Source organism: uncultured Campylobacter sp. (assembly GCF_937996225.1).
GTDB lineage: Bacteria > Campylobacterota > Campylobacteria > Campylobacterales > Campylobacteraceae > Campylobacter_B.
On the sequence record NZ_CALKTC010000026.1, the window covers coordinates 1 to 6,903 of the forward strand.

At 43.0% G+C, this 6,903-nt stretch carries 9 protein-coding genes; 2 read left to right on the forward strand and 7 right to left on the reverse strand.

The genetic code is table 11. The annotated features are described in order from the left end of the window. Nucleotides 1–114: 114 nt before the first annotated feature. The 7 genes from Q0174_RS03505 to Q0174_RS03535 all read right to left on the reverse strand — a co-directional run bounded on the left by Q0174_RS03505 (nt 115) and on the right by Q0174_RS03535 (nt 4,429). The gene (locus Q0174_RS03505) at nt 115–423 is read right to left on the reverse strand and encodes a hypothetical protein (protein WP_298041705.1); all 309 of its coding nucleotides are present in this window, start codon (nt 421–423) and stop codon (nt 115–117) included. Further along, nucleotides 420–686 carry a sigma factor-like helix-turn-helix DNA-binding protein gene (locus Q0174_RS03510; RefSeq protein WP_298041706.1) on the reverse strand — a complete coding sequence of 89 codons (267 nt, stop codon included), beginning with the start codon at nt 684–686 and terminating at the stop codon, nt 420–422. Before Q0174_RS03510 ends, Q0174_RS03505 begins: the two co-directional genes overlap by 4 nt. Further along, nucleotides 658–831: an anaerobic ribonucleoside-triphosphate reductase gene (gene nrdD / locus Q0174_RS03515; RefSeq protein ID WP_298041707.1), complete on the reverse strand. Its 174-nt coding sequence runs from the start codon at nt 829–831 to the stop codon at nt 658–660. The genes Q0174_RS03510 and nrdD overlap by 29 nt, the downstream gene beginning before the upstream one ends. A 65-nt stretch (nt 832–896) precedes the next feature. Next, complete coding sequence (locus tag Q0174_RS03520) at nt 897–1,085, reverse strand: hypothetical protein (protein ID WP_298041708.1); 189 nt, start codon at nt 1,083–1,085, stop codon at nt 897–899. A gap of 28 nt (nt 1,086–1,113) precedes the next feature. Continuing rightward, entirely contained in the window at nt 1,114–2,043 is a 930-nt protein-coding gene (locus Q0174_RS03525) for an AAA family ATPase (protein WP_298041709.1), read from the reverse strand. Between the two features lie 86 nt (nt 2,044–2,129). Further along, a complete protein-coding gene (locus tag Q0174_RS03530; RefSeq protein WP_298041710.1) occupies nt 2,130–4,196 on the reverse strand; it encodes a DDE-type integrase/transposase/recombinase in 2,067 nt (688 codons plus the stop codon). After that, complete coding sequence (locus Q0174_RS03535; RefSeq protein ID WP_298041711.1) at nt 4,196–4,429, reverse strand: hypothetical protein; 234 nt, start codon at nt 4,427–4,429, stop codon at nt 4,196–4,198. The genes Q0174_RS03530 and Q0174_RS03535 overlap by 1 nt, the downstream gene beginning before the upstream one ends. 196 nt (nt 4,430–4,625) lie before the next feature. Between Q0174_RS03535 and Q0174_RS03540 the strand changes: the two genes are divergently transcribed. Both Q0174_RS03540 and Q0174_RS03545 read left to right on the forward strand, forming a co-directional pair. Beyond that, nucleotides 4,626–5,249 (forward strand): S24 family peptidase, encoded by a 624-nt coding sequence (locus Q0174_RS03540; protein WP_298041712.1) that lies wholly within the window; start codon nt 4,626–4,628, stop codon nt 5,247–5,249. A gap of 635 nt (nt 5,250–5,884) precedes the next feature. Further along, a complete protein-coding gene (locus tag Q0174_RS03545) occupies nt 5,885–6,307 on the forward strand; it encodes an EamA family transporter (protein ID WP_298041713.1) in 423 nt (140 codons plus the stop codon). Nucleotides 6,308–6,903: the final 596 nt, after the last annotated feature.

Here is a 6,903-nt window from a genome sequence, read left to right on the forward strand (position 1 = left end):
GACGGGGAGCTTCGCTCCCTCGACCCACCTAAAGTTACGGCAGGCTATCGCCTGCATTTTCAGCGATTAGCTTTAGCGCTTATGTAGGCTCTTGCAAAAAGGGCCCGATAAACGTTATGCTTCTTGTAAATACTTTAAAATTTTCCCAATATACGGGCTTTCCGCCATCGTCTCATCGGCGCAGATATGAAGCCTGCCGAAGCTCGCAATTTCCGTGCAGGGCTTTTTAGAGCCATAGAAAAAGCTCACGTAAAATGCCCAGCCCTTTACGAGCTTCCCGTCCTTCACCTCGTCGCGACGCACAGATCGCAGGCCTACACGTACCATAGCGGGCACGGCGGCGCTCATATTTGCGTGCAGCTCTCGAAGAGCTGCGGCGCTGTAATCCTGCGCACTTAAATTGATTAGATCTTTTAACTTCAACTCTTCGTTCCTTTTAGCGCCCAACCGCTGCCTAGCCTTTGAGCTCTGCATTTTTCTATCTCGGCGATCGTCTCAAATATTGCCATCCACTTTCCACGATTTCTAGGATGCTTGAGCTTTGCAAGCGCCGCCCGCTCTATAGCAGCTACGCGCTCTACGCTGATGCCGAATATCGCCGCAAGCTCTTTATAGCTGGCGTCGGCATCATCTTTTAGGGCTCTTGCGCTTTCGCGCTTACTTAGCGCTAGCGATATCTTTGACATCTTTCTTCTCTTCAAATAGCACGCGCTGCTTGTGCTCGCCTACCTTGCCGATGTTAAAGCTCTCTACTGGACGCAGATAACCCATTACCCTCGTATAGACGATGCATCTGGTGCGTTTTGCTTGCAGCTCTTTTGGAAATTTCATACTTCATCCTTTAAATTTGACTTTATAAGACGCCCGCACGGGGCGCCATTTAAAATCAAAGCTGCCTAACCCCAAATCGTTCCTAGTCCTCGATGAAATCTCGGCACCGGCACCGCCATGCTCTCACGTCGTCTCCTCTTTGAGATCCAACCTCGCGGGGTGCGAAATAGAATGAATGAGTGCGCGATTATGATCTCATCCTTGCAGGCCTTGAGATCGCTCATTTTCATATTTGTATCTTTTGAAATTTTCATTTTTATCTCCTTACAACCATTACAACTATTACAACAAAAGCATCTTCGTGGCTTCTTTTATTACGTCTTCGTTTATCGTGCCGCCGCCGTATTCGCAAAGCATCTTCGAGCGCCTTAAAAGCTTTTCGGTTTTTCTGAAATTTCCTTTTGCAAGCCTTTGTATTAGCCCTATGCAGTCCTTATCTTCTACGCCGAAGCTTTTGCAAACCTCTTTTAGATCATCGGATATGATCTGATTATCATCGTTTAGATAGCTCAAGCCGCCCAGTATCCATTTGTTACCGACGCGCGAACTGAGTTGCTCTAAGGCGTCGCCGCTTCGCGAAGAGGTCAAATTTAGCTGCAATTTGTTTGTGCCGACAAGCACTAGCGGCGCGCGACTAAAATCGTGCATCCTTCTTAGGCTCTCCAGTGCACGATACGGAAGGTGCTCCGCCTCGTCTATGATGATCGTTTTGCTGAGCTTTTTCAGCTCTGCTGCACTGCGGCGGATCAGATCGTCGATACATCCCTTACTTTCTAATCCGAGCTCAGCCGTTAAAATTTTAAAAAGGCTTTTTGCAGACGTATTGATCGTAGCCTCTATTAAGATGCTGTCCGGATGTGTGCGGACGTATTCCTTGATAGCTCTCGTCTTGCCGCTACCCGCCGCGCCGCTAATCATCGCCATATCGCGATCTTTGACCGCCCAGTTGATGACCGCGTGGATGCTTTTTGCATCGCGGGTTTTGATGAAAGGCAGCTCGTCTTGCAAAACATCGACTTTTTTGATAAAATTGTCAATGTAGTTTTTTGCGGGTCCTTCTACTTTGTGTGCATATTTGTAGGAGGATCCCTCCTTGATATATCCCGAAATATACGCGGGATTAATCCCCAAAAGCTTTGCGAATTTGTTTTGGCTCATACCGCTTTTTTCGTTTTCTTTGATGAACCGCACTATGTCGTTTGCCAGCTTCATTTTTCATCCTTTCTTTTAAAATTTAAAGTCCTTAAAATCCGTTTAAAGCCCTTTAAAAAGCACTTTTAAAATGCTTTTTGAAAAGCTTATTCGCCGCTTGCCATCTCTATGGCGTCATCGAGGCTAAATTTAGCCCTCTGTTTCGCTACACTCACTTCTAAACTCTCATAATTAAACGCTTTGGCGCTGATTTCGTTTATCTCTTTTTGGGTTTTAATCGTTTCCTTTACGGCTTTTACCTGGTCATTATCCTCATAAACAAAATTTTCAGGCTTTAGAGCTTCTTTATGCGCCGCAAGCATTACCTCGAGGTCATAATCGACGTTGAGCCTTGTAAACTCGCTAAATTCTGCGCGCTTAATGACAGATCGAATAGCCTTCATCTCATCCTTAAAGACCTTTTTGACCATCTTATACATCTCGGCGCTCATCGGGCAAATGTTTTTATCTTTGGCTTCGCAGATGAAATTTCCGCTCTTATCAAACACAAATACGCTGCTTACGTCATCGATATTCTCGCTTATGAATACCTCTGTGCCTACGCTCGGCAAAAATTGGCTGACGAATTGCATCGCCTCATAATTGATGCCCTTTTTACCGACTACTCTTCGCTCTAAGCCTCCTGCATGAAGCATAAATTCATCGAGTCTGACGCCCTTTAGCGGTGTATCGTCGGCATTCCATCTATTTATCGGGCTATTTCTCTTTCTGCCTACGCTCATTAGATCCCAGCTTAGCACTTCGGTTTCGAATCTATCCCGCACCTGCTGCAAAGTTAGCAAATACTTTAAATTTGTCTTTTTCGGGAGTCCGTTTTCATCTTTGGCGTGCCTTTCCTTTTTAGGCGTACGCTGCTCTACCGCTTCGCGCATTGCGAGATTGAAGCCGATATAGCCCGGCGTTTGCGAAATCCCGCCGTGCTGGAGCGTGCCGAAATGTCTTTCCACAAATCCCTTCTCGTCGCCGCTGTATGCGATAGCTCTATCGTAATCGATCCCGAGCCCGTTTAATAGGTGCTGAAACTGATCGCTTAAATAATCCTTGCCGTTATCGCCCTTGATAAAGTCCGGCTTTCCAAATTTGCTTAGAGCTTTCCACATCAATCGAATTAGCCCCAAAGCGTTTGATTTTCGCTCGATACTCGCTACGCAGCGGCCGCTATAAACATCCACGATACTTAGCACATTTGCACGTATTGCTTCGCCTTTTTCGCCGTCGCGCACCATCACGTCAAGCGGCGAGCTATCTATCTGCCAGCATTGATTTCTGCGCGTGATGATCTCTCCTTGATCCCCCATAGCAGGCTGGAAATAGCTTTTTGCCTTGTCTTCGCCTTTAGTTATCATTACGTACTCGAGGCGGCGAGCGGGATCTGCATAATAATTATCCAAATACCTTTTTACGACGCCCGCATCAAAGAGCGGCTTTATGGTGCCGCATAAAAATTTAGGATAGTTATGCGGCTCGCCGTGGCGATAAAAATACTCTTTATGTAGATCTCGCCAAAGCTGAGCGACGTTTAGACCGCCCGCGCCGTAAGCGCGAAATTTATCAAGCACGAACTCGCTCATCCACGGCTCAAGCTTGCTTTCGCTCTTTCGATGCTTACCGCGATTATCTACCAAAGCGACTGCGCCGCCCGCCTTATACGCTCTTTGCCATCTAAAAAGGTTTGCTTCGCTCACGCCGAAGCTTTCGCAAAACTTTTTAGAGGGCACGTTGCTCTTCTTCGCCTCTTCCCATTCCTTTAAAATTTTGATCTTCTCGCTTGCCTTGCTTTTATCTGCAGGGCTTAGCATCGCATAGCTTGAACCGCCCGGCTCATCTAATCCATCTTTTTGCTCTTTTACGTCTTGCGTGCCGAGATCACGACCTTTTACATCGCTAAATTTCATCTGTTTTACTCCGTTTTCAGAAGCGGTATCGCTTAGCCATACGTTTATATTTTTGTCGATTTTTCCGCGCTTGATAGCAGCGTCAATATCTGCGATACTGACCTCAAAAAGCAGCTTCGCTCCGCCGCGGCTTCTAGCGCCGACGTTTTGAAGGCGGATGAATGGGTATTTTGATGAGTGGCGGCGCGAAGCTTCTTTTAACGCGCTTAAAGAAACGTTAAAAACCTCAGCCGCTACTGCAGTCTCGACATACGACATCAACTAGCCTTTTTATCTGCTTCTTCGTTTTGTTTTTTGATAAATCCTGCCGGCATCTGCTTGATTATGCCCTCGCTCAAAAGCGCTTCAAATACCTTTTTTGATGTCTTAAAATTCTTATTTCCGAGCACTTCGCCATTGATTACCATGTAGGTGGTACGCTCGCTTAGATTATGCTTTTTTGCCCACTGCCTAATGCTTATGCAGTTATTTTTAAAGTAATCCCTTATCATTTGGAGCCCCTTTCATTTAAATTTTTCATCTTTAACAATGAAAATTTTAAAGAACTTTTTACAAACCTTTGAAAGTTTTAATCTCGAATGAGATATAATTTTTCTTCAAAGATTTGAAAGTATTATATAGTATTTTTACCTTATTGTCAAGGTAAAAATACCTTATTAAATAAAATTTTTAACTAAAGGGGCGGAAATGGGCGATCAGAAAGATAAAATCATATTTGAAAATATGAAAAAGTTTTTTAGAGTTGATAGTCTCGAAGATGTAGCAGAAAAGCTCGGCTACTCTAGAAGTACGGCTGCTACATGGCGCTCAAAAGGGATAACCTCAACGGCAAAACTAAAATTCGTTAACTTAAGTGCCAATAAGGTTAATAAACCATATAAAGATCAAGCCTATTTAAGATATTTTGAGGATGTGACGGCAAGCGCGGGTTACGGCTCGAACAACGACACACAAAATTACTCTATAATCCCTATCGGTAGAGATTTCATGGAGCAAGTGTTAAAAATACCTCTTAAAAATTACGATGTAATCAAAGTTTATGGAGATAGTATGGAGCCATTCGCCCAAGATGGCGACGCTGTAGTGGTTGATTTGGACGCAGAGGTAAAAAATGGCGATATCGTCATAGCAAATATCGGCGGAGATGCATATATGAAAAAATTTTTAAGAGATAATATACACAAAGAAATAAAACTAACATCGTTAAATAGCTTTTATCAAGACATTGTTTTAAAGGGGACAGAAATAGATCAGCTAAAAATAGTGGGCAAGGTTCAGTGCAAATTTAATATCAATGTAAAAATATTTTAAAATATAAAAATAACCTTAATATGTGTCTTAATCAAGAAACGAATTTTTAAGTTTTGCGGTTGTCTTTGTGTTGTTTTTTTGTATGTGTCTTAATCGTAAAGCTTAGAATGAGGTATTTTGATGATGACTAAGACACTTTAAGCTTTATTAAGACATATATTTTTGATTTTTATGTGTCTTAATCATATAAATTCTTGCAAAACAAAATACAGCCTAAGATGATTTATGATATATTTGAGCTAAATTTTCTACGATTTCAGAATGTATTTAAATATTCGTTAATTGGGCTTGATCTCTTATAAAAGCGTTTAAAATTTCGCTTATTTTGGGATGAAATTGGCATTTTGGGATCGTTGGGATTTTTACCGCCGCAAAATTCTTGCATTACAACTGAGAGTGAAGCTTTTTAAATCGCCTATCTTAGGAACTTTCAAAAAATAAGCGCAAAAATTTCCCACTCTCATTTTCTATACCCCCTCACACGTATTTTGCGGCTAAAATTTTAAAATTTAAATGTCGCCTTCGTGGGATTGCTCGCTCGCGATTTAGCTTTTTGCTGCGACGCTCGCGAAATTATAAACAAATTTTACCCAAATAGGGCTATAATCCAATAATTCATTTCATAAAGGAATATCATGGAGACATGGGTGGCTTGGGCGCTTGCATCAGCACTCTTTGCAGCGCTGACCGCGATATTTGCAAAAATTGGGCTTGAAGGCATCAACTCCCACTTTGCGACTTTTATCCGCACGATCATTATAGCCTTTTGCCTCGCCGCATTCCTACGCTACGCTAAAGCCTGGCAGCCGCTATCTAGTCTAACCCCTCGCAACTGGGTGTTTTTGATACTAAGCGGGCTGGCGACGGGTGCATCGTGGCTAGCATATTTCAAAGCCCTACAAATCGGCAAAGCCTATCAAGTAGCACCGATCGATAAACTAAGCGTGGTACTCGTTGTAATCATAGCCGTGATCTTTTTAGGCGAGCGCCCGAGTCTTCGCGAATGGCTCGCACTAGCACTCATCGGCGCAGGCGTGATGATGCTGGCGTTTAAATAGGGTAAAATTTGCTTAAATATACTCTTATAGTCTTTTTAACCGCTACGCTCGCACTACGCTATACACTTTGATCAGATAAACCCACTGCCGCTTCTGCAAAATTGCCGCCCTAAACCATTATGATTTCTTATGGCTTGACATTTAGCCTACACGATTTCTAGGCATTACCTGAAACGCGCCGATAATCGATTTGCCGATACCTTGCTGTAGTTAGGTGGTCTTTAGGGTAATTTTAGTTCTGCTTAAAAGTAGTGAGATTGAAATTTATGAGAAATCAGGAATTCGCACCTTAAAATTCCAAAAAAATATCGACTCGCCGTACAATAAAATAAAATTGCATCCGCAAGTTTAAATCGAACTGTAAACTTCTAAATCTACAGTATAGTTGATCACAAGCTAATTACGCAAGATTCGAATTAAAATCTTGCACACTTTCATAGCTCCCGCCTAAATCTATATACTTGCTGCCTAACCCTTGCAATCGCCGCAAGCGCTAGGCTTGTAGAATAATAAGCTAAGGTCGGGAGAAATTTTACTCTCCCTTACCCTTCTTGCCCCTCTTACCTTTAGCCTTAGACGATCCCCCTTCTTTAGCT

Excerpts from the sequence above, each read along its gene's own strand:
- Q0174_RS03520 (WP_298041708.1), bottom strand. The coding sequence starts at position 1,085 with ATGAAAATTTCAAAAGATACAAATATGAAAATGAGCGATCTCAAGGCC.
- Q0174_RS03530 (WP_298041710.1), bottom strand. The coding sequence starts at position 4,196 with ATGTCGTATGTCGAGACTGCAGTAGCGGCTGAGGTTTTTAACGTTTCT.
- Q0174_RS03535 (WP_298041711.1), bottom strand. The coding sequence starts at position 4,429 with ATGATAAGGGATTACTTTAAAAATAACTGCATAAGCATTAGGCAGTGG.
- nrdD (WP_298041707.1), bottom strand. The coding sequence starts at position 831 with ATGAAATTTCCAAAAGAGCTGCAAGCAAAACGCACCAGATGCATCGTC.
- Q0174_RS03545 (WP_298041713.1), top strand. The coding sequence starts at position 5,885 with ATGGAGACATGGGTGGCTTGGGCGCTTGCATCAGCACTCTTTGCAGCG.
- Q0174_RS03525 (WP_298041709.1), bottom strand. The coding sequence starts at position 2,043 with ATGAAGCTGGCAAACGACATAGTGCGGTTCATCAAAGAAAACGAAAAA.
- Q0174_RS03540 (WP_298041712.1), top strand. The coding sequence starts at position 4,626 with ATGGGCGATCAGAAAGATAAAATCATATTTGAAAATATGAAAAAGTTT.
- Q0174_RS03510 (WP_298041706.1), bottom strand. The coding sequence starts at position 686 with ATGTCAAAGATATCGCTAGCGCTAAGTAAGCGCGAAAGCGCAAGAGCC.